This window comes from Fundicoccus sp. Sow4_H7 (assembly GCF_052115865.1).
GTDB lineage: Bacteria > Bacillota > Bacilli > Lactobacillales > Aerococcaceae > Fundicoccus_A.
The window spans coordinates 64,392-90,929 of the sequence record NZ_JBQKME010000001.1 but is presented as its reverse complement, the minus strand read 5'-3'; the positions used below and the strand labels follow the sequence as shown (position 1 = coordinate 90,929).

Sequence of the window (26,538 nt, the reverse complement as noted above, 5' to 3'; positions counted from 1 at the left end):
AATCTCCAACAACTTCATCAGTCTCCCCACCTCCACTCCACGCCAAAACAAAAAAGCTCCCCAACAATCAGGAAGCTTTTCGAGTATATAGCTATTCTTTATTTCTTGAATCTAAATCATAGGCAAACACAAATATAATTAGTAACGCCAACGCAACAACGATGGCTGCCATACCAAACAAGATTCCGAATTGATCGGCCAATGCACCAGTAATAATCGGCATTAGAATGGAACCTAGTCCACCCAGTACAAGCAGAATTCCCATTGCCATCGGATATTCTTTAATAAATCCACCCGTAGCTGCAATCGTAGTTGGGTAAATTCCAGCCATGGAAAGACCAAGACCGAAAATTGCTAGTGTAATAATTATTGAATCACGTGAAGTTAATAATACAATAAATAACACAGTCGTCACTGCCGATAGTACATAAAGGATTTGTTTATTGGTAAAACGATGTCCAATGGCTGAAACTACCAAACGTCCAATTAAAATCCCAATCCATAATAATGATGCTAGAAATTGCGAATAAGCAATTGTAAAGATTTCTAAGTCCACAAAATACTTCACTAGCCAACCATTGATAGTTGCTTCTGCACATAAATAGAAAAACAAAATGCTAGCTAAAATCCAAAAAGTCTTCTTCTTCATAAATGAGTAAGATAAGGGAGATTTTTTCTCAGTGGCTTTCTCATCTAACTTCATGCGTGAGAATAGGATAATTGAAATGACTGTTAAAATAATAATAATCACAGCAGCAAGACGCCAGCCATTTGAACCTAACATTGACACTGAACCAACAACCACGTAAGGTGCAATCAAGGCACCAATCGCAAATACCGCATGCATAAAACTCAATGCGCCCGAATTACCATCTGTAATTTCACTCATAGTTGCATTGTTAAAGTTAGAAATACTTCCACGACTTATCCCAGTAAAGAAAAATGATAGCAGTAATAGAAATGGATTCCCAGTAACAATCATTAGTAAAAATCCAGCCACCACAAAACTACTTAATAAGACAACGGAATTTTTTCTACCAATATAAGCTGGTAAAATACCAGCAATAAAACTTGATAATAAATTTCCGGTATAATGCGCAGAAATCAATGATCCGCTAACTGTATTACTCAATTGGTAAGCTTCACTAATATATGGTAGCAACGGCCCCATAATCATGGCATACAAACCATTTACAGCAAATACATAATACATACATTTGACAATATATTTTTCATTGGACGACAGACGACTAAAAAACGAAGCGTTTTTCACTTCTTCCCCTCCATACGATTATATAAATAAATAATAAATAGCCTCTCTAATACCTAGTATTGGACAACAACATTTAAGCAAGCTAATAAATAATAAAGCCCCACTATTTGCATCAACTACTAAATCGGCAATTAAAGAACAACTAAAATAAAGCACATCAACAACTTAAATGAATAAACATGAGGAAACACTTTCCCCATGTTTATTTAATCACTCACAAAAATTTCACAAGCCAACGGTTTTCACATAAAACAAGGATTCCCCTGGCTCATCAGTTTTCTCTCAAATCAAGCTTTGCTCCAAGTCCAAAGGTTTTCACTTAACAACCTTCACCGCATCACTTCCAAAAAGCACATCGCCCTATCTGTATCAAATTACACACAAATAAAGCTTTTACCTATATGCCTCACTTCACCCACATTTATTGAATCACTTTACGCATGTAGCCTTTTTCATCAAAATCGAGTGGCGATAAGCAAGTTGCTCGGTTATAGCCATGTTCATCTTTGTTCTCAAAGTTTTCAAGTGGCAAACCGAAGCGGTGGTAGGCAATATAATAAGTATCTTCATTTGGAACTTTTAAAATACTATGGTGACCTGTGCCGAAAATATTTCGTTCAGGAATTTTTTCAAGAATTGGATAATGATAGTCAATTGGACCATAAAGTGATTTTGATGTCCCGTAATTGACATGATAATTTTCAGAACGCGTGTCGTCACATGACCAAGTGAAATGATAGAGCCCGCCACGTTTAAGGACAGTCACAGCCTCACGGAAATCAACCATGCCTTCAATCAGCCGCATCGTTTCTTCCTTCACAGACACCATGTCATCATTTAACTCCACAATGACACCAGAATAACCATTACCAAATAATAAATAATACACACCATCTTCTTCATAAATCGAAGGATCGATTACAGAAGAAAGTCTCAAATCTTCCCTTTCAACAAGTGAAGGACTTAAAATTGGTTCATCCATTGCTTTGAATGGTCCAGTTGGATGGTCACTTACCGCAACCCCAATCCCTGACTGGCCAGACTCGCCCTTACCTGTAAAGTAATAATAATAGCGTCCATCTTTTTCAGTACAACAAGGCGCCCATGCATTACCAGTCGTCCACGCCACTTGATCAGAAGCGAGGTCAAGAATTTGACCTTTATTTTCAAATGTCTGCAAGTCTTCTGATTCAAAGACTGAAAAAGTATGACCTGACCAGTTAGTAAAACCATCAGTCGTTGGATAAATATAATATTTATTATTAAAAGCCACAATATCTGGATCAGCATGCAAGTCAGGGAGAATTGGATTATTTTGCTTGTAATATTTCAACAAGCGGTCATATTCTTCATCCGTAATTTGTAGGACTCCACCATGACGCTTGATAGTTTCACCCATATCATATTCTGAAGCATCCAAAGCTTTAAACTCACCACTTGCTAAGTCTTTTGTCACAGCAATCCCGTAGCCAGTGCCCGCTTTAAAGTGGTCTAAGATTAATGCCCAAGTTTCGCCATCAGGCAAGAGATAGATTTCTGGTCCTTCGACACCTTCCAAGTCCGCTAAGTATTCAGAAGTCACTTCCGTATACTCACCTAACAAACTTGAACTCTTGTCCATAAAAACCCGACTATTTTCTTCACTTTTTGTAAAGCGATAATACATGCCATCACTGTAAGCAATAGTAGAATCAATGACATCCATTGTTTTTTCTAAAAATTTAGCTGGCTCACTAAAATTGCGGAAATCCGAAGTATGAGCATAATACATATCATGTTTGCCATCTACTTGAGACGCCCAGAAAACTAAAAACGACTCCGCTTCACGGTCGTAAATCACTTCAGGTGCCCATAAATTACCCGCATCTTCAGGCGCTAAAGTGACCTTCCAAGGCTCACCCCAATAAATCAAATCCTTAGACTCCCAGACCAGCATATCCCTACTTCCGTTAGTAATCGCATGTTGCCAGCCCAAACCTTTTTCAATTCTAAGGTCAGTAGCAATCAAATAAAATTTATCATTGGATTGGTCACGCACTAGAAAGGGATCACGTGCCCCTTTTTCTCCAATTTCTGATTTTAAAACAGGGAAGCCTTCGTTTAAATCGGTGAAGTGTAAGCCATCTTTACTTACGCTAAAATAAACTTGCTCGCCATCTTTTTGTTCGCTAATAAAATGAGCAAATAAGTATGCCATGTGCTCTCTCCTTATTATTTATTGAAAAAGTCTAAAAAACCTGTTGAAAGATTTTCTAGACTTTAATTTTTTTATTCAGCTAATTTAATACGTACCATATTCCACGAAAGTGGTTGGCAAGTAACGCTTGCTTTTGAATTTGATATCTTCACATTATCGGTATCTTTTGGAACAACCTCTTGACTATTTGCAGTATTGATATATTTCTTATTATAGCCCATCATTTCAGTTGCTTCAATAACAGAAATCAACTCAAAATCACTGTCAAGCTCGATTTCGATTTCATCTGTTAGATGTTTGTTGACTGCAAAGATGACTAACTCATTCGCTTCTTCGTTATGAATAGCCACTGAATCTAAGTAAGGCACCTCTTTTATTTTTTCAGTGTCGTACTTTTCAACATCAACCATGGTATTTAAAGCAAGTCCACGACCATAATTAGATGCTTGAGCAAATGGATAATAAATCGTTTGCTTCCAAGCTGGGCCATCTTTTTCAGTCATAATTGGGGCAATCACGTTTACTAATTGAGCCAGACAAGCAATTTTCACTCGGTCTGAATTTTTCAACAAAGTAATAATCATGCTACCTACTAATAAAGCATCCTCAAAATTATAAATGTCTTCTAAAATATGTGGAGCTTGTTGCCAAGGTTTTGCATTGTCTGTTTCTTCATTGGAGTGATACCATACATTCCACTCAACAAACGAAAGCATCATTGTTTTATCACTACGTTTTTTAGCTTTTACAGTGTCACAAATCGCAACGACCGACTTAATAAAGCGGTCCATGTCTTCAGATTTGGCTAAGAAACCAGCTAAATCATCGGTCTTATTGTCATAGTATTGGTGCAATGATAAATATTCCACATGGTCATAAGTATAATCAAGGACAGTTAACTCCCAGTCAACAAAGGTTGGACGACTCGAACTTGAGCTACCACAAACAACCAGTTCAATCGAATCATCGACCCATTTCATTACTTTTGCGGTTTCTAAAGCTAATTTCCCATATTCTTCAGCAGATTTTTGACCAATTTGCCATTCGCCATCCATCTCATTACCTAAGCACCAAGTTTTAATGCCGTAAGGTTCTTCTACTCCGTGACTTCTTCTTAAATCAGACCAATATGTCCCTTTATCGACATTAAGATATTCCACTAAGTGACGAATAACAGGCTACTTTTCGTCTGATCCAAGCCTAATGTGACGAATAACAGGCTACTTTTCGTCTAATTCAGGGTCAATCTGACGAATAACAGGCTACTTTTCGTCTAATCCAGGGTCAATCTGACAGTTGGGAGGCACTTTTAAGTCTAATTACGATCATCTGCATCTGCAGGGATATTTATTCAAATAAAAAGCTGAACGCTCTGGTTTTAAGAGAGTGTTCAGCAAATATCAATTTAAATTTGTGCCAGTTCAGCAGACAGGACTTTGGTTTGGGCATAAACTTTGCGGTATAATGGATAAATTTTCTCATATTGCGCAACATTTTCTGCAATCGGATTAACCGCTTCTTTGTACTGCACAAAAGTTTCCACACATGCTACAACTGAATCAAACCATTTTAAGCCCAGCGCAGCAATCATCGCTGCTCCTAAACCGGGTCCTTGCTCCGAACTTAACGCAACTACCGGCGCATTAAAGATATCGGCTTGAATTTGTAGCCAAGTTTTATTTTGTGCACCACCACCGACCGAAATAATCTTCTTAAAATGTCGTTGAGCCGCCTCGTCCATTAGCTTTTGAGAATCTTTCAGGGAAAAAGTAATCCCTTCTATGACAGCACGGGTAAAGTGTGTCAAATGATGTGACGCATCCATTCCAATAAAGCTCCCCCGAATCGCGCTATCGATATGCGGCGTCCGTTCCCCACTGATGTATGGGGTAAACAGCAGCCCATTGGATCCAACAGGAATACTTTCAATTCCATCCAATAACGCATCAAAAGATAAATCACTAGCGAAATTGTCTTTAAACCAGCTCAAACTATGCCCTGCCGCCAAAGTCACACCCATTGAATAGTAAGCATTTGGAATCACATGATTGAACAGATGCAATTTGCCTTCGTAATCACTCTGCCCGTCCTCCTCATAGCTTAAAAAGACCCCCGAAGTCCCAATACTACTCATCCCCGTCGCCGTATCCATCACCCCAGCGCCCAGTGCCGCGCAAGCATTATCTGCTCCACCTGCAAACACCTTCACTTCCTGAGTAAATATCACATTCGCTACCGAGTCTGCTTTTAAAACGCCGACGAAAGCAGTGGCTTCTACGGCTTCAGGCAAAGTATTTATTGGGATGTTAAATTGATCTAAAATGCTGGTTGACCATTTTTTTTGGTTGATATCAAACAATAGGGTTCCGGCTGCATCGGAATAGTCCATGTGGAATTGACCTGTTAGTTTTAACCTTAAATAGTCTTTTGGTAATAAAATATGGGCAACTTGGCTCCAAATTTCAGGTTCATGTTTTTGCACCCACAATATTTTTGGTAAGGTAAAACCTTCTAAGGCACGATTTTTCGTAATGTCATACAGTTCGTCTTTAAAAGTGGACATAATAAAATCGCATTCCGCCGTTGTTCGGACGTCATTCCATAAAATAGCCGGCCGTAAAACCTCTAAATTTTCATCTAACAAAACGAGACTGTGCATTTGACCAGAAAAACTGATCCCTTCAAGTCGGTCATTAAAGTCTTCCACCTGATCATTAAGTTGTTCAAACACTTCGACACAGGCAGTGTACCAATCTTCTGGATTTTGTTCGGAATAGCCTGGTTTAGGGTGGTAAAGCTCATATGAAGCAGTCGCAGTTTCAACAATTTCTCCTTGTTGATTCATTAATAGACCCTTCAAAGAGCTTGTGCCTAAATCAATGCCTAATACATAACTCATAAGCAAACTCCTAAACTAAATAATCATTGATTAAAGATTTAACATATTCTAAGTGACTGGATTCTAGCTGAATATCGTCATTTTTAAGAGCATACTCGGTTAATAAATCAAAATCTGTTTTATCTTCAGTGATTTCAAGTCCAATACCAGATTTGTAGCTTGCATAGCGCTTTTCTTTCAATTCATCAAAGAAACGGTCTTCTTTTAATTTCGCCGCTGCTTTCAAGCCACGAGCGAATGCATCCATACCAGCAATATGACCTAAAGCTAAGTCATCCATATCAATCGATGTACGACGTAATTTAGAGTCAAAGTTAATGCCACCAGGTGCAATACCATCATTTTCTAGAACTTCATACATGGCAAAAGTCGTATCGTAAATGTTATAAGGGAACTCATCCGTATCCCAACCTAACATTTTTTCTGCATGGTTAGCATCCATTGAACCTAAAGCATTGAAAGTACGAGCCACATGCAATTCATGTTCAAAAGTATGACCAGCTAATGTCGCGTGATTTCCTTCTAAGTTTAACTTAAAGTGATCTTCTAAATCATATTTCAATAAAAATGCCATAGAAGTAGCTGCATCATAGTCGTATTGGTGAGTACTTGGCTCTTTTGGTTTTGGTTCAATTAAAAATGGAATCTTGTGCCCAATCTTTTCAGAATAGGCAATGGCCATTCTATAGAAACGTGCTATATTATCTTGTTCAAAAGCAATGTCGGTATTGATTAATGATTCGTATCCTTCACGACCGCCCCAGAACACATAGTTTAAACCACCTAATTTTTTACTTAGATCTAAGCCCTTTTTCACTTGAGCTGCTGCATAAGCAAATACATCTGCACTGTTTGATGAAGCAGCACCATTCATAAAGCGAGGATGGGTGAACATATTAGCAGTATTCCATAATAACTTAACGCCTGTTTCATCCATTTTTTCTTTAATATAGTCTGTTACTTCATCTAAATTTTGGAAAAATTCTTCGAGTGAATCCCCTTGAGGTGCAATATCTACGTCGTGGAAGCAGAAATATTCTACTTGTAACTTTACTAATAATTCAAAAAAAGCATCGACTCTGTTTTTAGCTGTTTCCATCGGTGTTTCGCCGTCCCAAGTACGAATGTAAGTTCCATCACCAAATGGATCTCCACCGTCTTGCGTAATCGTATGCCAGTAGGCTAAGGCAAAACGCAAATGTTCTTTCATTGGTTTACCCAATACTTCTTCTTCTGGATTATAGTGACGGAAAGCAAATGGATTTTTCGTTTGGTTTCCTTCAAATACTACTTTGTCAAAATTTGGAAAATATGTCATGGTTGAGCTCCTTTAATGATTTTTTTGAATTTTACCCTTTACAACGAACGTTTGTTTATCGTGCTAACTAACTCTCGAATAAATTATACGCTAGCTCCATTTGATAGTCAACCGCTTTCATTCATTTTAAATAAATAAAAACGTCACTACAGATTTTATCCTTCAGTATGTAGTGACGTTAAGCTTGTTAATTTTAAATCTTCTATATTTAAATACTTTTTAATAACATTCGCGACGCCTCCTAAAAGTGTTGCTTGATTTAATAAATTACTCACTTGTAAAGCAATATTATCAGTTAAAGAACTAATCATTCTATTCTGTATTTCTTCAATCAATTCAGGTAATTCGTGATATAAAGGATGATTAATAATCACAACTTCTGGATCAAATAAAACAGCTAAATTGTTTATCGCAATGCTTAAATACTTTGCATTTTGTAACAAAATATCTTTAACTTCTTTATTTGTATGATAAAGTTGTCCAACTTCATTTATTATTAAATGTTCAAGAGCAAGCTTTTCTTTGATCGACTCAATTAAAACAGCATTAGAGGCATATTGTTCCAAGCAACCTTTATTACCACATGGGCATTTTTTGCCATCCGGTACGATAATGGTATGACCAATCTCACCACTATACCCTCTAGATCCTTCATATATATGACCATTTTGTATAAAACCAGACCCTATCCCCCGATGAATATTTAAATTGAGTAAATAATCATATTCATTCGAAAAACAATATTCACCTAAAGCCGCTAAATTGGCTTCATTTTCTAAGTAAATGGGTATCTTAAAATAATTTTCTAATTGTGTGATGAAGTCATTCCCTATTTGATAATTTGGAGTAATTCTTATTTGATTATCAATAACTGTCCCGTGTATCGCCAAGCTTAGACCAATCATTCCATGGGTAAAATCAGCGATATTAATTGTGGTTAATTGTGTGTATAAAGCCACAATATAAGTGAATATATTAAATGCATTAAGATTTATGTGTTCGAATATTTCGTAGTCCACAATTTCTCCATCTAAATACGTTAACATGCCCGAAATATAATCCGGGCCTAAATCCATTGATAATACTAACCCAGCTTTTTTGTTAAAGGAAAGAATAATTGGTTTTCTTCCACCCAGTAGTTTTGATTCTCCTTCACCAATCTCTAGAATTAAATCCTCTTCGATTAATTTTTTTGTAATTGATGAAACAGAAGCTTTGTTCAAACCACTCATTGTGGAAATTTTTGCTCTGGAAATCTGCTTTTCTCTAATAATTGTATTTAAAACTAGCGCTTCATTTTGTTCTCTAATAATATATTTATCGGTAACCATCTGTAAACTCCTTAACTAAGTGCCTAATAGTATTTATTCAGATTTAGGAGAATATGAATAAATACATTATACTGTTTTGATCATCATTTCAAAATAGAAGTATCTAACAATATAGATGATTACACCTGGTGCTGCAAATAATAATAAAGCTCCATTTAATGTAGAAATATATCCAATAAAATAAATAAAAGAAATCATATATATACAAAGAATGGGATGATTTAACCAGATTCTAACCGTTTTTTTCCAATATTCGATTATTTTTTCCTCACGATCGATTGAATATAGTGAAACAAATATATATAAAACAGAAATAATTAAATAAACAATCGATAAAATCTGGTATGGAATAATAAAATATTGACTATAAAACCAATAAACAGCATATACAATAAAAACAATAAAGATAAAGATAAAGCCATGACTAATTGCATTTAAATAATTTTCCTTATAATACTGAAATACTAATTTAATTCCGTTATTCTTATTTAAATAATCATTTCTAACATACTTTAATATCATTAATAAACTGGGCGAAAATACGAAAGGGATCAAAATGATAGCTGTCACGAATAATGTTCCTACTTCATTCATTGATGTTGATGTTAACATATTTAAAAACAAATATAGATAAGGTAAGTTAAAAATTAAACATAATACACTAACGGTTACTACTAAGAAGCCCCACTTCCATACAAACGAAAACTGTCTTTCAATCATAGTTACTATTTTCCTCCAATACATAAATTCTTCGATATTTTTGTGGAGTCAAGCCATAATAATCTTTAAAAAGACTAATAAAATGTTGTGTCTTGTTATATCCAACAAACTCAGCAATATCTTTAACAAGTAAATTTGAGCTCTCTAACAAATAAACTGCGTTTTCAATTCTCACTCTAGTTAAATACTTTGAAAATGTTTCTCCTGTAATCGCCTTAAACAAACGTGAAATAGTAACTGGATGTAAATGAAAAACCTCTGAAAGAATATCTAAAGAGATTTGCTTGTTATAATTATCTAATATGTACTGTTCTATTGCAATAATCGTTTTTTCCGATATACCTTGTTGATTTTCCAAACTATTTTCAACTTTAATTTTTGCTTCTATATTTTCCAATAATACATCTTTAATTGAAAAAACATCAATGAGTAATTCAGATAAATTAATAGTTTCAATAAATCTAGAAAACTCATCCCTCAGTAAGTACAATAAATCAAATGCAAAAGGAACATACATTTTTTCATCAACTAAAGAAAATATTGAACCATGATCAATTAATTCTCTCCAGTTTTTTTCTTTTATTATTAACTTTAATTCTGTTGGAAAACTATATTTGCTAATTGGAATATTTAAATGACTATAAAATTGATGGAAAAAATCACTCTTCGTGTATCGTAATGAATTAGATTTTTTTTTGATAATAGAATTATACTTAGAAAAAACAGTAAGATACTCACCTTCATACTTTAGTGAAACCGAATTTTTATGCAGGTTTGAGTCCCAGGTATAAAGTAAATCACTGTAAATCTTTTCATTAATTTTTTCTATTCCAAAGGTCGATAAAGCTTCAATAAAAAATAAATTTTTACTTTTCCCATCTAAAATATGATCAATTCTTATCGCATTGTTAGTATCAAAGGATCTTTTTACTACTGATATCAATTCTGATAATTCAATAGGCTTAATTAAATAATCAACCGTCCTTAGGCGTAATGCTTGCTGTGCATAAGTAAAATCGCTGTAACCTGAAATTATTATTACTTTAGTTAATAAATTATTGGTTTTGATTACATCAGCTAAATCAAGACCACTAATTTTTGGCATTCTAATATCTGTTATTAATAAATCAGGTTGAGTGTTCAATATCATTTCTTTTGCTTTACTTGGACTTGTTGTTGAAAATACTTCATTGAAACCTAATTCTTTCCAATTAATTTGTGTACTTATATAATCGACAATATGCATTTCGTCATCAACTATTATTAATTTCATAATCCTCCATCCTTATTACAAAGCTGACACATAGACCACCTAAGGATTCACTCATGTCTAGTTTAATTTTTGATTCACATCCGTAAAACGCTTTCAACCGATGATTCACATTCCACAAACCAATACTGAATTTATTTTTAGAATCATTTCTATCAATATTTTGAGTGATTATTTTAATTTGTTCTGGCCTTATGTTTCTACCATCATCTTCAATACTAAATTGTATTTTATTATTGTGTTTTCTTATTGTTAAATAAATTTGATTTGCACCTTCAGTTTCTTCAATTCCATGTTGTATAGCGTTCTCAATTATTGGCTGAATAATCAAAGGCAGTATCATTTCATCGTTTAAGTCTTTATCTACCACAATTTTGTATTGAATAAATTTTCTAAGCGTCATTATTTCTAAGTATGATTTTGCAAACATTATTTCATCCTCTATAGTTACAAAGTCATGATTTACAGTTCTATATTTATAATAATCCGCTAAATGTTGTGCCATCTTTCTAACTGCTTCAGGGTTATCTGCCATTGAAACTAAATAAAACAAAGAATTGTATAAAAAGTGTGGGTTAATTTGTGATTGTAACTGTTTTATTTCGGCAATACTTCTTCGTTTATATTCATTATCAAATGAATATAATAATTTATCAATTCCTTTAGTCATTTGATTAAATTGTGTGAAAACATAGTTAAATTCAACATTTGTAGTAGAAATAATTTCAGTTGTAAAATTCCCATTTTCTACTTTCTTAAATCCATCGGTTAATTTCAATATGTTTTTAGATATACTTCGATTAAATAATTGAATTAAAATTAAACCTGATATTATTACCAAACAAAAGAAAAACACAGTTATTTGCGTTATTCTATTGATTGGGATCAAAAGGTCATTATTATCGTAATATGTAATTAATTCTATTCCAGTATTACCGATTGTACGAGATAAATTGTTCAAATTTTTATTTTCTCCAGAAATATCTCTGATTGATTCAAGAGATGAAATTGTTTCATTTAAATAATTGTAACCATCCCCATATGTATATAAATAATCACCTTGTGGCAGTTTTAAAATTGAAAATGACTCTTCTATATTTGGTGACACTGATTGAATCGACTGTAAAAAAGTATTATTCATCTCTATAATAACACTGTATTCAATTCCTCCTTGTTCAGTTGGAACATATGGGTAAGATGAAGAGAAAGATAAGATATTTTGATTATTTATCCAAGCTTGTCGCTCTGCTGGCACCGCTTTAATCCATGGTTTTTTATTTACGTTCATCATTGTTTCACTAGAAATAATCAATTCTATTTCAGGCCAATAAATGTGAATTGCTTGTATGTCATAATCACGATTTGCTTCCAATTGAATTTTTGATTTTATCGCCCGTAAATCACTAATATAATCATACATATCATATTGATGAGAGTTTATTCTTAATTCTAAAAAACGAACAGTATCATCCGTTAAAATAGACATAGCGATATTTTCAATTGATTTAGTTTTATTTAAGAGAGTATTACTAGTATAATCAACTTGACTTGTCACTATTTTATATAAACTATCATTTAATGAATCGGTGGAATATCTATAAAATACCCCTAGAAGAATTAAGGTACTTACTAGGAATGCTCCAAGTAGATACAAATAATACTTAACTTTAATCATTTTAATTACCTCATTGATTTACCTATTTCTCTTATAAAAATCATTTTAGAATATAACTACAGTAAAATGAAGCATTTAAAACACTAACCTCATATCGCGAAAACGCTTCATTATTTTCTAATTTATTCAATCATAACACTATCATTAATTTTTATCTAAAGATTATTCCATTCTCTGAGAATTCAACCTCGGTACTATATTTCATAGTCCATATTTCATCAATTTTATTAAGTTTATAAGCTACATATCCTGAGTTTAAGTAATTATTATTACCTCCCCATCTATCACCAAAATATATCACAGCACCATCAATCTTCATTAAGAAAGAAGCTTGACTATCAAAGGTGGTTTCGTCACCTATATCTTTTAAAGTTGACCAATTACCTTCAATCGATTTAGCTGTTGAGTATTTTGCCTGATTAGGATCCCAGCCAGTACAAAATGAAGTAATCATTAAATATTCTTCATTAACTTTTATTACGGCTGGGGCTTCACGATACTCACCTTGCCATAACTTATGAACTAGCTTTTCAACATTCATGTAATCATCACTTAATTTATAGATGTGCAAATCTGCATTATCTCTAGCAGCTGATATGAAATATGCAGTTCCATCGTCATCCTTAAAAAGTGTACAATCTCTAGACATATAACCAAATGGATTAAAATGCCCATGGTATACAAAATCACCATCTGGTGTATCACAAGTTGCAATTGCTATAGCAGCATCATTATAATTTCTGCCATTTTCAAAATGTGCCCACATTACAAATTTCTTTGTCTTCTCATTAAATAGAACCTTTGGCCGTTCAATATTGACTTTATTCCCATCATCATTTATAAGTTGAATCTTTGTTCTAACTCTATAACCCATGGTAGGAGAATCACTAGTCAAACAATGATTCCTGAATTCCCAGTCAACTAAATTTTTAGAACGATAACAACTTACATAATAATTATCTCTTCGATCTTCACCATACCAATAGTAATATTCTCTATATTTAATTATAAATCCACCATGCGCATGTATCGGATTATCTTCTTGATCTTTCCATAGAGATCCATTTGTTCTAATTTTATTTTTCATTAATATCATTCTCCATATTATTAAATATACTTCCTATCATAATAACTACTATCTTTATTAATAACTCAAGCCCTCTAATTTATTAGAAGGCTTGACTATCTTAGAAAATTTAATTTTGTTTAACAGTTTGGTACCATTCATTTACTTCTTGTGTAATTTTATCTCCACCTTGCTCTTTCCATTGTTTCACGAAATCATCAAAGGCAGTAATGTCGCTTCTTCCATAAATAATATTAGTATATGTTTGCATTTCAAGTGTTCTAAGTTGCTCCCAATTTCTCTTCATTGTTTCAGTTGGTTCTCCGTTAAATTTAGAGGAAATCAATTCATCAATATGCGAATAAGCTACATAATTTGCATTTAATTGTTCAGGTCTTTGTTCAGAACTTAGTGCAATATCATATTCCATTCTATTTTCTGGTTCTTTTCCATTATTGATTACGGCATCATAAGCTTCCAGGAACCCTTCGGGCTTAGGTTGATTTTTCAATACAGTTGTTTTACCTGGTAAAAATGGTGTTTCAATCGGCTCATTAAATTGTTTAGAGTCTAAAACAATTTCTCCATCAACTTCATCCCAATCAACGCCTTTAATGAATCCATATTGGAAATCACCCGTTCCAAAAGCTATATCATATAACCAATCTAAATATTCAAAGAATGCTTCAGTATTTTCAAATTCACTACTAAACATTAACCATCCATCATTTGTTTGTCCACCTTGATAGCTAGGATCACCATTTGATTGTCTGAGAGTTGGATACGCAACTACATTTGCATCTGGATAAGTATTTAATAAGTCTAAGATTGAACTATATGCCCAAGATCTCCCCATAAACATACCAGCTTTACCTTCAATAAACTGAGACATTGCATCCCAAGCACCAGTTGCTGCAGCTTCTGGGAATAAGTAACCTTTTTCATGCCATTCAGCCATTTTTTCTAATGTTGCTCTATTTCCTTCATGAATTGAACCGTACATAAGTTCTCCATTTTCATCTTCTTGCCAACTACCAGGGAAGTGTATTCCACTGTTTGCAGAGAACAACATTACAGGATCTGAAACCCATCCTGAGTTATAAATACCAATCCCAGTATAAGTAAAACCATATGTATCGTCCTTACCGTTACCATCAGGATCATTTTCTGTAAAAGCTGCAATGACAGTTTCAAATTCCTCAAGGTTTGTTGGAGCTTCTAAACCTAAAGCATCTAACCAATCTTGTCGAACAAATAAAACTTGTCCCTCTTCTAGAAATGGAGCATTAGCAATCCCATATGTTTGTCCATCTCGAATAATTGGATAAAAAGTTTCAGGGAATCTATCATATATTCCTTTTATTCTGTCTGACATATGAGCTTCGATATCTTCATCTATAGCTCTCGCTCTGCCTGATTCAATCATGTCTGATATCATTTGTGTGTCATAAACTGGGAATACATCTGGTAATTCTTCAGTACCAGTAAGTGCTAATCTCAATTTAGTTGTATAATTATCAGCATCTCCACCAAGTAAGACTGTCTCCATTTTTATACCTAAAATTTCTTCAGTTAATCGTGTCATTTGATTATTATTAATATCATCTCCTGGTTCGTAACGTCCAGCGTTTTCATCTAATTGTTTACCTATCGTAATTGTAATTGAAGGATCATATTTTGTTCTCTCTTCTTGAGCAACCACATTTGAACTAAATAATGTTCCTAACATCATTGTGCTAACGCTTGCAACTAAAAACTTATTAAAACGTTTATTCATATTTATTAAGTCTCCTTTTTTAATATAAGTTAATCAAGGCAATGTACGATTATCGTTGCTTAATCCATTATATTTTTTATTCTTTCACCGCCCCAATAACAATCCCAGTAACAAAGTATTTTTGTAAAAACGGATAAACCATCAATATTGGGATTGCACCAATGAATACTTGTGCTGCCTTAATAGTTCTTTGCGACATAGCTTCAGCTGCTAATGGATCAAGTGCTAAGTCTTGAACATTATTCTGAACTACAATGACTTGTAGAAATGAAGCGAGTGGGTAATCTTGAGTATTGGACATATATAGTAATCCCGTAAACCAATCATTCCAATGTCCAACCATAATAAATAAGGCTACTGTTGCAAGACCAGGTAATGATAGTGGTAAGTATATTTTTCTAAATACAGTGAAAAAACTAGCACCATCAATTAATGCAGCTTCTTCTAATGATTTTGGTATTGATTTGAAAAAATTCATAATTAATATCATGTTATAACAACTAAATGCACCAGGTAAAATATATACCAAAAAGTTATTTTTTAATCCTAAAGATGTATTCACTATATATGTAGGGATCAAACCCCCTCCAAATAGCATAGTAAATACAAAAATCCACATAATAGGAGTTCTACCTCTGAAATCTTTCGACATTGCATAGCCTGCCGTTGTAATCATGAACATTCCATATAATGTTCCTACCAATGTTCTAGAAATTGAAATTATAATCGAACGAACAAAATTCCTATTTTGAAAAGTTGTAATATATGCCTGAGGAGTAAAATCAATTGGCCAAAATGTTACTAAACCAGCATTTGCCGCTGACTTTCCACTCAGAGAAATAGCGAGTAAATTAATTAAAGGAAGCACACATGATAAAGCAATGACTATCAAAAAAATTGTATTTACGACAGAGAAAACTCGATACCCAAATGATTTATTAGACATTTTGTGCTCCTTTCTAGAAGATTCTATAATTAGTTGTTTTATATGCAATAAAATAAGACACCACTGTTAATATAAGACCTATTGCAGATTTAAATAATCCAACTGCGGTACCAAAACCATATTGTCCTCCTAGAAGTGATTGACGGTAAACATACGTATCAATAATATCACCGGTACTATATGTCAAAGGCGAGTATAAGTTGAATATCTGATCAAACCCAGCATTTAAAACGTTTCCAAGACTAAGCGTTGCCATTACAATAATTATTGGCAACATTCCAGGAATCGTTACATAAAATGTTTGTTGCAACCTAGTTGCACCGTCCATTTCAGCCGCCTCATAGAGCGCAGGATCTATGTTTGATATAGCAGCAAGATATACTATCATTCCAAATCCAAAGCCTTTCCATAAGTCAGACCCAACTATAATTGTTCTAAATAAATCTGGCTCACCCAGGAAAAAAATAGAATCCATTCCTAGGCCATTAAGCACACTATTGACAATTCCATCCATTCCTAGAATATCCCTCAACATACCCGCAACTGTGACCCATGACAAGAAATGAGGTAGGTATACTAAGGTTTGTATTCCTTTTTTAATACCCGCATTTCTAACTTCATTAAGTAATAATGCCATTATTATAGGAACAATTAAACCTAAAACAATTTTCCATACTGCAATAATAACTGTATTGATAATGGCTTGGTAGGATTCAGGAAACTCAAAAATCCTTCTAAAGTTGTCAAATCCAATAAATGTTGAATCTTTAATACCTAACCAAGGTTTATAGTCTTGGAAAGCCATAATTAAGCCACTCATTGGTATATAGTTAAATATTATAACACTTATAAGTGCTGGTAATATCATTAGATATAGTGGCCAATTATTGTTCACTTCACTTTTCCACGACCTTTTTCGTTTAGACCTACCAATTGAGTTAGCGTTTTCATTTAAAGCGATATTTGATTCCATTATTTCCCTCCTTTATTCCATTATAATGTAAGCGGATTCTAAAACAATGTCTCTTTTTTAATTCTATAACCACAAAATTAGTTAATATTATCTTTGAATTTTATAAGATTAGCTATGTCTTCACTTTATTTAATGTTTTTTTATTAATTTACTTTATATTAAAAAATAATTAATATGCGACCATCGGAATAAAGTTTGCAAGTTTATCAGTCGGTAGTTTACTACCATCCATAACATTATATATATTATGATGACACTCTCTAATTATTGACAATGCTTCCTCATATGGTTGCGAGCAGATGTCAAGCAATCCAATATTATAATTTTCCCCATCAAAACGTCCTAAAGCAAATTGATCATAAAACTGAAAATAATGACAACCCACTCCTAATGGGTGCGCGGCTACTCTCTCGCAATAATAACTATATGCTAATCCTCTATCTAGTTGTGTTTCAACACCTTCTAAACCAGTAGCTGGCAGTCCAACATCTAGAGCTCCAAAATGAAATTCACCAATTATTACTGGTAAATCTATTCCTAATGTAACTAAATTATCTAAGTTTGAGCTAGGATCTTCAGCGTAACAATTAATTGAAAATGCATCAAAAAGTTCCCATCCTTCAATAAAATCATCATTTTCAATCCATGCCCAACGCATCCCTAAAATCATATGATTAGTATCTACTTTTCTACATTCTTTTATAGGAACTTCAATATATCTACGAATCAATTCCTTAGAAAACTCGTGCATATCACTGTTTGCTTGTTTAGTTCTCATTGATAAATCTTTGATTGAATTTTTTAATTCATCAAAAGAATTTAACTCTAAATCATATGCATTATTAAGTACATTAATTGTTTTATACTTATTTATAATTTTATTAATTAGATATTCTTTACTTCTCGATTTAATTGGATTATAAAATACTTCATCAGCAATTACTAAATTATTTACAAAAGCCCACTCTGGTTCATTTCTTAAAAAATATCCAATTAACCATGGATCATCTTTTCTAGATATTAAAGTTTGTGCACAATTTTTCGCATTTATTATATACTCTTCGCTCATCACATCTGGAAAATCCCGAAATATTTTTACTTCAGTATCTGGAAAGTTTTTTAATGATGTAACATATGGAATTTTTAATTGATCAAGATTTTCTAAGTCAGACCAATTACCAATTGTATTCATTCCATTTTGAATATAGACAGATCTAACAAGTTGTTTCCATTTATCTAACCAATTTTCTCCCCATATCTTAAATAGATTTATTATAAGAAAATCTATAACTTTGGGTTCTGGTCTCCATGGATTATTATTATTTTCAAGATATCTAATAAACCTATCATCATCATTTCCTTCAATTTGTGGAATCCACTCCAGCAAACTTTCAATACCATCAATTCTACCATCGATATAGGGTCTTACTCCATTGGCACCCAGAGAGATAAACGCGTATCCTTCAGGATCAACTAAGTACCACTTTCCGTTACGTTTTATCCTAGAAAAATAACCTGTCCCCTCAGTAATTTTATCATTTTTATTCCCTTTAAATTTTGATATTACAACATCAGTTACTAATGCAGTGTTTATAATTTCATCTAATCGATTTTTTAATTCTTCGGTATCATATACCTTATTTTTCCAATCCCGCGTGTTTAATTGTCCAAACGAATCAATTATTGGATTCGATTGTAAAGTAATTACCGGAAGTGAATCGACTGTTTTTATTTCATTTATTTTCAATAAAATATCTTTTTTTGCTGGATAACTTTCAAAAATAATATAATCAATTTCATCTAGTAAAATCCGTGAGCCGTGACATACAAGCTTTAATACTCCCGGAGTATTCGGGGGAAATAAATCATCTCCATTTAACCATTTTTGATCAATTACAAGACTTGAAGTTATTTGTGGTAATAATCCAAACCTAATATTCATTCTAGGATTATTCTCCTCTGTAGCATAAAAAGCAAGTTGAAATGTTGCACTATTCTCCTCAAGCAGTCGCATATCCATTAAAAAATATTTTCCACTAAGAAAAGTTTTTTTATCAATTAAAAACTTCCCACCTACAGATTTAAACCGCAACTTATTTCCATTTTCTATTTTCACATTATCTAATTTAGTATAATCCATATTTAAGATGTCCTCCTACTATTTGTTCTATTATTATTTAGCTACAGCTAAATAACAAAATAATTGTAAAAAAAAACAGTAAAAATTATTTTCAGCTTTCCAACCTCCTTATCAATTCCAATACCTTTTCTTCATTTTGTGTATTCACCGCCATAAATACATCAAAGAAATCCATTGATTGATCTAAATTTTCCGAAATCAAAGGAATAATGATATCCTCATTCACTAAATCAACAATTAAGTTTGATTCTGATTTTGGAATAAAAACCATATCAATTTCCTCTGCTGCTATTTGAAGCATAAATGTTTGCGAGTCAATTTGCTGAGAAAAATCAGAAAAATCAATATCGATAACATTTTCTTCTCCAAGCTCATTGTAGATAAAGTTTTCAATTGAGCTAATATATTGTATTTTTTCTTGAGACTGAATTAAATCTTCTGAAATTATACGGACTGTTAAACTGTATTCGGAAGTGTTAAGTATAGATATGGTAAACATAATAATAATAAATAATAATACAATGCCTCCGATAAGCCACTCTTTAAATACATACGATAAATAAAAAAACTTTTCTTTCTTCGTTTCCAATCCATTGAGTGTCTCTTTTACAATATCTGATAAGATAATATACACTCCTTTCGATATTCATTTACAACACAATAATACTAAACTAAAAGCCTGTATCCAATTAATTAGTTAAAAAGGATACAGGCATTACACATTTTTCTAAATTGACCAAATATTTTGTTCTTAATTAAGAAAATCAAAAAAGTTTATCTTTCCTCAACCCATTTATCCATATCTGCTTGAATCGCAGCTTTCACTTCTTCGTATCCTGCAGACATAATTTTTTCACGCATTTCATCAACTGCTTCTCTTGGATTTTCAAATTTCCCAGCTGATAGTTGAGGCATATATTCAGAAAGGACATTTGCAATTGCAGCTTGTTGAGCTTCAATAAGTGTTTTATCTACAATTAGATTTTCATATTCATAATCATATGCAAAGGAGTCAAGATAGGCAATAAAGTCTGCTGTTCCATCCCAGTTCTCTTCATTTTCTAGTTCCAACTCATCCATACGACCAGCCCAGAAATTTGATCCTAGACCATCTAAAGATGGATCCCATCCTTCAGGTCTACCTAATTTTCCTTCTTCTGTAACAATATAGTCTACACCTTCAATACCATAATTCAATAAGCGATACGCAGCTTCGTCATTTCTTATGATATCATAAACCATTAAGGCTCTTTCAGGATTAGACGAATAGGCGTTAACTGCCATTGCACCGTGGGTTTTGATAGGTTTAGCAACATTATCATTTTCTAATCCCCAGTAATAAAACTTAGCATTAGAACCTTCTTGTCTTCTATCCATGTTAGGTTTTATTTGTGAATAGTATGTCTGAGCATGATGCTGATCTGCTCCGGATAATCCGGCATACATATTTTCACGAGTATCGCCCGTATAGTTTAAAACATCTTCTCTCCATACTCCTAGGTCATTCCACTCCTTCATTAACTCTGCAGCCTCATAAATGACATCACTTTCCATGAATGGTGAGTAGACAGTGTATGGATCATCCGCGCTTGTAAACCAAAACTCATAATTTCCAGCATTTAAACCAACTAGAACTCTAGCTAATTCATTAGATGTGATATAACCTGGTAAAGCACCTGGAACACCAGCAACATCCCAAGGAATTACATCTGGATGGTTTTCTTTAATATAACTAAAATATGTAGTCAAGTCATCAAATTTAGTAACTTCACCATTTTCTAACCCCGCTTCTGTTGCCCAATCCCCACGATAGAACATTCCATGATTGGTATACTGTGTATAATTATCTTCAGGGATAAATGAAATTTCACCTTGATAACGTGTTACATCCCAACTATCGTTCGCTTCAACTTGTTCCCATGTTAGAGGTGCATATGTTTGAAGCATTTCATCTGTTAATGGTAAAAATGCTCCTTTTTGTGTATTTTCCCATGCATACAGCCAATCCGTAGCAGTTGTAATCAAATCTAAGTTAGGATCTCCAGCAAGCAATTGAATGTTATATTGAGTTTGCCAATCAGCCCACTCAACATAAACAATTTCTAGTTCAGCATTAACTTTTTCAAGCAAAATTTTATTTAATTCTTCCAACATATTCTCTAATCTACCATTTGTTGGTCTATCTCCTAAAGCTAGCATAGTAACGACTTCATGGTCGGATGTGTCTATTTCTTGAGCCTTAACATTAAGCGCTTGGAAATTCCCCATTGATGAAACTAAAAGTGATGCTAGTAGTGTTGAAGTAAAACTTTTTCTCATAAATTTTAACATCTATTTCCCTCCAATTTTTATCCTTTAACTGATCCTACTGTAATTCCAGAAATAAAATATTTCTGCAAAAATGGATATAGCATGATTATTGGTCCTGTTGCTATGACTGCAGTTGCCATTTTTAAAGTATTGCTTGGCAATTGTGAAACTGTAACATTCGCTCCTGCAACTGAATTACGTAAAGCATTTGCTGTATTAATTATATTGTACAAATAATATTGTAAAGGCTTAAACTCTACCATTGATCCTAAATATAGAGAAGATAAATACCATTCATTCCAATATCCTAGCGCTAAAAACAAACCAACAGTGGCTAACGCGGGTTTTAACATCGGTAAGATTAATTGGTAATAAATCCTAAAATCACCTGCCCCATCAATTTTCCCCGATTCCACTATTTCAAAAGGAATCGATTTAGCAAAGTTTTTCATTAATATTATTAACCATGGAGACATTAGCAGCTGCAAAAAAACAGCTAGATAACTACCACGTAAGTTTAAGTAACGAGACACCCAAATAAAGGTTGGTGCCATCCCAGCTGAAAATAAAGTAGTGAAATAAATAAAAAACGATAGTGCATTTCGAAAAGGAAAGTCTTTTCGATTTAAAGCATATCCAGTCATTGAAATCAAAAACAAACCTAAAACGGTCCCCAGAACAGTCATCGATATCGTTACAAAATAGGACCCTAAAATCATTCTTGGAAACCTAAAAACATAACCATATGCATCTAATGAAAAACCCTGTGGAAAGAGACCAAAACCATTACGCGCAATCATTTCCTCAGAACTAAAAGAAGCTGACAATATAAGCACAAAAGGTAACAAACAAACAATCGTAAACAAAATAATAAAAATATATGAAACCCACTTTATAACAATTCCACTTGTATCTTTACTATATTTAATATTTTCCATATTTATCCTCCTTTCATTAGAATAGAGCGTAATCTGGATTTATTTTCTTCACAAGCCAATTACTAGCCATAACTAAAATAAATCCAAATACAGATTGATACAAGCCAACTGCTGAAGAGGTTGCAAAATTATTTTGAGACATCATCATCCTATAAACAGAAGTTTCAATGATATCAGTTGTACTAAATATTTGAGCATTATTACCAACTAGATTCCAAAATAATCCAAAATTTCCTTTCATAATTCCACCGAGAGAAAATAAAAATAAAATTACAAATGTTGGTTTTAAACTCGGTAAAATAATATGTCGAATTCTTTGCCAACTGTTAGCCCCATCAACTTCTGCAGCTTCGATCATACTTGAATCTATACCCATTATTGATGCAAAATACACAACCGATCCATATCCACTTGATTGCCATAATTGAGCTAACACTATAATAAAAGGCCAATAATTTGCATTGCTATAAAAACTTACTGGTTCAGATCCTAATCCCCTTAAAAAAGTATTTATAGCACCTGTATCATAGTTAAGGATATTAAAAGCTATCGCACCTATAAGAACAGCCGAAATAAAATAAGGCAAAAACATAATTGTTTGAGAAACTTTTTTAAACCATCTTAAACGGATTTCATTCATCATAACCGCTAAGCTGATCTGTAATATATTACCTAAGACAATGAAGGCAAAATTATATAGGACTGTATTACGAGTTAAATCCCATAATTGCCCTGATTTGATAAGAAATTCAAAATTTTTAAAACCTACGAAAGGGCTTCCAAAAATACCATCTCTAAAATTGTAATTTGTAAATGCTATCCATATTCCTGGGAGAGGGAAATAACTAAAAATTAAAAAGAAAATAACTGCTGGCAAACACATTAATAAAAGCACTCGGCTGTCTTTTACTTTTCTTAAAAAACTCTTTTTACGAACCTTGCTCTCAGTTTTTACTCTTTTCTTTTCTTTACCTGAAAATTTTAAAGGTACATTCATACTACACTTCCTTTCATAATTACAGCAGACAATGGTTGCGCTTTCTTTACTAAATCATATACTAATTGAAGTAAAATGACAACATTATTTACTATATTTTTATTTTTATTTATTTTTTCTTTTGCTATTTTTTTAAACAACTTGGATTAATCCCTTGAATTTCGTTGTTCATTACTACCATTCCAGTGTATTTTACTAAAATATTTTGTATATATTTATTTTTTTAGTGAAATGTATTGAGTTTTTAATTTATTAAGTTATAATTATTTTTAAATGATATCGCTTACAGGAGGCTAATATGCAAATTCAACAATTAGTAGATTGGAAATTCACTTTGGACTCATTATCCCAAGCCGAATGGCAAAAAGATTTTGATGATTCAACATGGGATTCCGTTACCGTTCCTCATGACTGGTCAGTTCATCAAGCTTTCAACAAAAATAGTTCAAGTGGCACCGGCTACCTACCTGGAGGTGTGGGTTGGTATCGTTGTAATTTTTCATTAGATGAAAATGACTTCCAATTCAATAAAGCTATTGAGTTAGTTTTTGAAGGTATTTATAAGAACGCTCAGATTTGGATTAATGGTTATAATCAAGGAATATTTCATTCAGGATATTCCTCAATTGTAATTAATCTAAATCCTATTATGAAACATGCTCTAGACAATACATTTACCATCGCTGTGAAAGTCGATAATGTTAAAACTGCAGATTCTCGTTGGTACAATGGCTCTGGAATCAATCGTCCAGTGTATATAAAGAAACACGAAGAAGTATTTATTCCAACTTACGGCACAACTATACAAAGTCATAACATTCAAAAAGATTCAAACGATAATTTAGTTTCAACCATTCATATTAAACAAACTTTTTCTAGCTTTAATTCTCATAAATCTAATTTCATCATTACTCACAAAATATTTGATCAAAATAGTCATTTAGTACTAGAGCAATCAAACAAACATTCATTTGAAAAAGCAATTCAATCTTCTAAGACGATAGACTTTCAATATGAAATAGAATCAGCTGTACTCTGGTCTCCTGATCAACCACATCTATATAAACTTGAGACCATGATTGAATCGGATGATATGAAAGCATCCATATATAACGATACTTTCGGGGTAAGATCTATTCACTTTGATGCAGATAATGGGTTTTTCCTAAATGGTGAGTCACTTGTGCTTAAAGGTGTTTGCTTGCACGAAGACGCAGGTGTTTTAGGAACAGCAGTACCAAAAGTCGTTTGGCTCAGGAGATTAGAGAAGTTAAAAGCAGTAGGCTGTAATGCTATACGAATGGCGCATAATCCACACGACCCTAGTCTGTATGATTTGTGCGATGAGTTAGGATTTTTGGTCATTGATGAATGTTTTGATGAATGGGAAAATCCAAAGAATAAGTGGTGGCAAGGTCATAATGTCTATCCTCCAAAATTTGAAGGTTACGCTGAATATTTTCCATTTTGGCATAAGCATGACCTTGAGAATATGATTAAAAGAAATATTAATAGACCATCAATTATTGCATGGAGTATCGGAAACGAAATCGACTATCCAAACGATCCTTATGTACATCCTTCTTTTAACTTAATGGTTGGAAATAATGATGCTTCTAAACCGGAACAAGAACGAATCTATAACCCTAATCGCCCTAACGCCAACCGACTTGTCGAAATCGCAACCAATTTAACTTCGATCGTGAAAAACATCGACAAAACTAGACCTGTAACATTAGCTGCAGCATTTCCAGAATTATCAAGCATTACTGGTTTACTCAATACGGTTGATGTCATTGGCTATAATTATAAAGAACATTTGTATGATAAAGATCATCAGCGATTTCCGACCCTTCCAATGCTTGGTAGTGAAAATTCACATGGTTATCAACAATGGTTAGATGTGGTTAACCGCGAATATATTTCTGGGCAATTCTTATGGACTGGTATTGATTACCTCGGAGAAGCACACGGTTGGCCAATACACGGCTCTGGTCCTGGGCTACTCACTTTAGCAGGTTTTGAAAAAGATGAGTATTATTTACGTCAATCCTGGTGGTCGAATGAACCTATTATCCGAATAGCTACATCACCAATTACAGATACTAATCATCATATAAAAGGAAGAAGAAAATGGGATTATGTTTCGGAGCAGTTAATTGAAATAAAAGTATATTCAAACTTAGATGATATTCAATTATTTATTGATGATGAACGGATGGAAGATTTAAGTTTTAGCAACGAACATGGATATCATTATGTTCAAGTCCCATACAAAGGAGACCAAGTAAATGCTATTGGCTTTAGAGACAATCAAGAATTCAATGATTCAATTTGTTCAACAGCCCAAGCAGTCGCAGTACAAACAAACATTTGGAACCCTACTTACCCTCTATTCAGCAAAATAAATGATGAATTATTAAATGAATCAGAACGTATTTATCAAATTGAATGCCAACTCGTCGATCGATACCAAAATCAAGTGGAACAAGATATTTTACTTACAGTAAATGTCGATAATGGTTTATTACTTGGTTTAGAAAACGGTAATCTAGCTGATAACACTGAGTATACCGCAAATTATCGTTCTACTTATTTAGGAAAATTAATTGTTTTCGTCAAAGCAACAGGAGAAAGCGAACCACAAATCAATATAAATTCAACAGAAATTAAACCACATACTATAAAGATAAAAAACTAGTAAATAT

20 protein-coding genes are annotated in these 26,538 nt (G+C 33.1%); 1 reads left to right on the top strand and 19 read right to left on the bottom strand.

Going from position 1 to position 26,538, the window contains the following annotated elements:
* Positions 1 to 91 precede the first annotated feature (91 nt).
* The 19 genes from ACTQ54_RS00355 to ACTQ54_RS00265 all read right to left on the bottom strand — a co-directional run bounded on the left by ACTQ54_RS00355 (position 92) and on the right by ACTQ54_RS00265 (position 23,970).
* Positions 92 to 1,273 carry an MFS transporter gene (locus ACTQ54_RS00355; RefSeq protein WP_441753849.1) on the bottom strand — a complete coding sequence of 394 codons (1,182 nt, stop codon included), beginning with the start codon at positions 1,271 to 1,273 and terminating at the stop codon, positions 92 to 94.
* 421 nt (positions 1,274 to 1,694) lie between these two features.
* Complete coding sequence (locus ACTQ54_RS00350) at positions 1,695 to 3,470, bottom strand: family 43 glycosylhydrolase (RefSeq protein ID WP_441753848.1); 1,776 nt, start codon at positions 3,468 to 3,470, stop codon at positions 1,695 to 1,697.
* Positions 3,471 to 3,541: 71 nt separating this feature from the next.
* On the bottom strand, positions 3,542 to 4,630 hold the full coding sequence (locus ACTQ54_RS00345) for an alpha-L-arabinofuranosidase C-terminal domain-containing protein (RefSeq protein ID WP_441753847.1): 1,089 nt from the start codon (positions 4,628 to 4,630) through the stop codon (positions 3,542 to 3,544).
* 245 nt (positions 4,631 to 4,875) lie between these two features.
* The gene (xylB, locus tag ACTQ54_RS00340) at positions 4,876 to 6,369 is read right to left on the bottom strand and encodes a xylulokinase (protein WP_441753846.1); all 1,494 of its coding nucleotides are present in this window, start codon (positions 6,367 to 6,369) and stop codon (positions 4,876 to 4,878) included.
* 10 nt (positions 6,370 to 6,379) lie between these two features.
* On the bottom strand, positions 6,380 to 7,687 hold the full coding sequence (xylA, locus tag ACTQ54_RS00335; RefSeq protein WP_441753845.1) for a xylose isomerase: 1,308 nt from the start codon (positions 7,685 to 7,687) through the stop codon (positions 6,380 to 6,382).
* 155 nt (positions 7,688 to 7,842) lie between these two features.
* Positions 7,843 to 9,018: an ROK family protein gene (locus ACTQ54_RS00330; RefSeq protein ID WP_441753844.1), complete on the bottom strand. Its 1,176-nt coding sequence runs from the start codon at positions 9,016 to 9,018 to the stop codon at positions 7,843 to 7,845.
* A gap of 66 nt (positions 9,019 to 9,084) precedes the next feature.
* A complete protein-coding gene (locus ACTQ54_RS00325; protein WP_441753843.1) occupies positions 9,085 to 9,738 on the bottom strand; it encodes a hypothetical protein in 654 nt (217 codons plus the stop codon).
* Complete coding sequence (locus tag ACTQ54_RS00320) at positions 9,731 to 11,011, bottom strand: response regulator transcription factor (RefSeq protein WP_441753842.1); 1,281 nt, start codon at positions 11,009 to 11,011, stop codon at positions 9,731 to 9,733. Before ACTQ54_RS00320 ends, ACTQ54_RS00325 begins: the two co-directional genes overlap by 8 nt.
* Positions 10,992 to 12,683, bottom strand: a complete 1,692-nt coding sequence (locus tag ACTQ54_RS00315) for a sensor histidine kinase (protein WP_441753841.1) — start codon at positions 12,681 to 12,683, stop codon at positions 10,992 to 10,994. The genes ACTQ54_RS00320 and ACTQ54_RS00315 overlap by 20 nt, the downstream gene beginning before the upstream one ends.
* Positions 12,684 to 12,834: 151 nt before the next feature.
* A complete protein-coding gene (locus ACTQ54_RS00310) occupies positions 12,835 to 13,770 on the bottom strand; it encodes a family 43 glycosylhydrolase (protein ID WP_441753840.1) in 936 nt (311 codons plus the stop codon).
* 109 nt (positions 13,771 to 13,879) lie between these two features.
* Complete coding sequence (locus ACTQ54_RS00305) at positions 13,880 to 15,526, bottom strand: extracellular solute-binding protein (protein ID WP_441753839.1); 1,647 nt, start codon at positions 15,524 to 15,526, stop codon at positions 13,880 to 13,882.
* A 76-nt stretch (positions 15,527 to 15,602) separates the two neighbouring features.
* Positions 15,603 to 16,472 (bottom strand): carbohydrate ABC transporter permease, encoded by an 870-nt coding sequence (locus ACTQ54_RS00300; RefSeq protein WP_441753838.1) that lies wholly within the window; start codon positions 16,470 to 16,472, stop codon positions 15,603 to 15,605.
* A 13-nt stretch (positions 16,473 to 16,485) separates the two neighbouring features.
* Positions 16,486 to 17,445: an ABC transporter permease gene (locus tag ACTQ54_RS00295; protein WP_441753837.1), complete on the bottom strand. Its 960-nt coding sequence runs from the start codon at positions 17,443 to 17,445 to the stop codon at positions 16,486 to 16,488.
* 169 nt (positions 17,446 to 17,614) lie between these two features.
* A complete protein-coding gene (locus tag ACTQ54_RS00290) occupies positions 17,615 to 19,585 on the bottom strand; it encodes a hypothetical protein (RefSeq protein WP_441753836.1) in 1,971 nt (656 codons plus the stop codon).
* 91 nt (positions 19,586 to 19,676) lie between these two features.
* A complete protein-coding gene (locus ACTQ54_RS00285) occupies positions 19,677 to 20,174 on the bottom strand; it encodes a hypothetical protein (protein ID WP_441753835.1) in 498 nt (165 codons plus the stop codon).
* 185 nt (positions 20,175 to 20,359) lie between these two features.
* Positions 20,360 to 21,916: an extracellular solute-binding protein gene (locus tag ACTQ54_RS00280; protein WP_441753834.1), complete on the bottom strand. Its 1,557-nt coding sequence runs from the start codon at positions 21,914 to 21,916 to the stop codon at positions 20,360 to 20,362.
* 17 nt (positions 21,917 to 21,933) lie between these two features.
* Positions 21,934 to 22,833: a carbohydrate ABC transporter permease gene (locus ACTQ54_RS00275; RefSeq protein WP_441753833.1), complete on the bottom strand. Its 900-nt coding sequence runs from the start codon at positions 22,831 to 22,833 to the stop codon at positions 21,934 to 21,936.
* Between the two features lie 16 nt (positions 22,834 to 22,849).
* On the bottom strand, positions 22,850 to 23,830 hold the full coding sequence (locus tag ACTQ54_RS00270; RefSeq protein ID WP_441753832.1) for an ABC transporter permease: 981 nt from the start codon (positions 23,828 to 23,830) through the stop codon (positions 22,850 to 22,852).
* Positions 23,827 to 23,970, bottom strand: a complete 144-nt coding sequence (locus ACTQ54_RS00265) for a hypothetical protein (protein WP_441753831.1) — start codon at positions 23,968 to 23,970, stop codon at positions 23,827 to 23,829. The genes ACTQ54_RS00270 and ACTQ54_RS00265 overlap by 4 nt, the downstream gene beginning before the upstream one ends.
* Positions 23,971 to 24,128: 158 nt before the next feature.
* Here ACTQ54_RS00265 and ACTQ54_RS00260 point away from each other — a divergent pair, with 158 nt between their 5' ends.
* On the top strand, positions 24,129 to 26,531 hold the full coding sequence (locus tag ACTQ54_RS00260) for a glycoside hydrolase family 2 TIM barrel-domain containing protein (protein WP_441753830.1): 2,403 nt from the start codon (positions 24,129 to 24,131) through the stop codon (positions 26,529 to 26,531).
* Positions 26,532 to 26,538 lie beyond the last annotated feature (7 nt).